The organism is Cytobacillus purgationiresistens, assembly GCF_030813235.1.
In the GTDB taxonomy this organism is placed as follows: domain Bacteria; phylum Bacillota; class Bacilli; order Bacillales; family Cytobacillaceae; genus Cytobacillus; species Cytobacillus purgationiresistens.
In genome coordinates this window covers 1-1980 of the sequence record NZ_JAUSUB010000072.1, presented here as the reverse complement: position 1 = coordinate 1980, position 1980 = coordinate 1, and the positions used below count along the sequence as shown (strand labels likewise).

Sequence of the window (1980 nt, the reverse complement as noted above, 5' to 3'; positions counted from 1 at the left end):
TAAGCTAACCCCTCCTCTTAACCTTCCAGCACCGGGCAGGCGTCAGCCCCTATACTTCGCCTTGCGGCTTCGCAGAGACCTGTGTTTTTGCTAAACAGTCGCCTGGGCCTATTCACTGCGGCTCATCAAGGCTATTCACCCTAATGAGCACCCCTTCTCCCGAAGTTACGGGGTCATTTTGCCGAGTTCCTTAACGAGAGTTCTCTCGCTCACCTTAGGATTCTCTCCTCGCCTACCTGTGTCGGTTTGCGGTACGGGCACCCATCTCCTCGCTAGAGGCTTTTCTTGGCAGTGTGGAATCAGGAACTTCGGTACTAAATTTCCCTCGCTATCACAGCTCAGCCTTCACGGTAATGGGATTTGCCTCATTACCAGCCTAACTGCTTAGACGCACATATCCAACAGTGCGCTTACCCTATCCTCCTGCGTCCCCCCATTGCTCAAACGGAAATAAGGTGGTACAGGAATATCAACCTGTTGTCCATCGCCTACGCTTTTCAGCCTCGGCTTAGGTCCCGACTAACCCTGAGCGGACGAGCCTTCCTCAGGAAACCTTAGGCATTCGGTGGATGGGATTCTCACCCATCTTTCGCTACTCATACCGGCATTCTCACTTCTAAGCGCTCCACCAGTCCTTACGGTCTAGCTTCAACGCCCTTAGAACGCTCTCCTACCACTGACATCTAAGATGTCAATCCACAGCTTCGGTGATACGTTTAGCCCCGGTACATTTTCGGCGCGGAGTCACTCGACCAGTGAGCTATTACGCACTCTTTAAATGGTGGCTGCTTCTAAGCCAACATCCTGGTTGTCTAAGCAACTCCACATCCTTTTCCACTTAACGTATACTTTGGGACCTTAGCTGGTGGTCTGGGCTGTTTCCCTCTTGACTACGGATCTTATCACTCGCAGTCTGACTCCCATGGATAAGTCTTTGGCATTCGGAGTTTGTCTGAATTCGGTAACCCGATGAGGGCCCCTAGTCCAAACAGTGCTCTACCTCCAAGACTCTCACGCATGAGGCTAGCCCTAAAGCTATTTCGGAGAGAACCAGCTATCTCCAGGTTCGATTGGAATTTCTCCGCTACCCACACCTCATCCCCGCACTTTTCAACGTGCGTGGGTTCGGGCCTCCATCCAGTGTTACCTGGACTTCACCCTGGACATGGGTAGATCACCTGGTTTCGGGTCTACGACCACATACTCATTCGCCCTATTCAGACTCGCTTTCGCTGCGGCTCCGTCTGTCCAACTTAACCTCGCATGTAATCGTAACTCGCCGGTTCATTCTACAAAAGGCACGCTATCACCCATTAACGGGCTCTAACTACTTGTAGGCACACGGTTTCAGGATCTGTTTCACTCCCCTTCCGGGGTGCTTTTCACCTTTCCCTCACGGTACTGGTTCACTATCGGTCACTAGGGAGTATTTAGCCTTGGGAGATGGTCCTCCCTGCTTCCGACGGGATTTCTCGTGTCCCGCCGTACTCAGGATCCACTCTGGAGGGAACGAAGTTTCAATTACAGGGCTTTTACCTTCTATGGCGGGCCTTTCCAGACCACTTCGTTTACTTCGTTCCTTTGTAACTCCGTGTAGAGTGTCCTACAACCCCAAGAGGCAAGCCTCTTGGTTTGGGCTAATCCCGTTTCGCTCGCCGCTACTAAGGGAATCGCGTTTGCTTTCTCTTCCTCCGGGTACTTAGATGTTTCAGTTCCCCGGGTCTGCCTTCAATACCCTATGTATTCAGGTAAAGATCCTACCCCATTACGGATAGGGGGTTTCCCCATTCGGAAATCTCCGGATCAAAGCTTACTTACAGCTCCCCGAAGCATATCGGTGTTAGTACCGTCCTTCATCGGCTCCTAGTGCCAAGGCATTCACCGTGCGCCCTTCATAACTTAACCATGTTCGGCTTTCGATAAGCGGCGCATTTCTTCGTCAGCTCTCTCACTCCGCTCCTCACGTACAATGTACGCTCC

General features: G+C 51.9%; 1 rRNA gene. It reads right to left on the bottom strand.

Annotated features, from left to right (window positions below):
* A 23S ribosomal RNA gene (locus J2S17_RS28695) occupies positions 1–1905 on the bottom strand; the annotation flags it as partial.
* Positions 1906–1980: the final 75 nt, after the last annotated feature.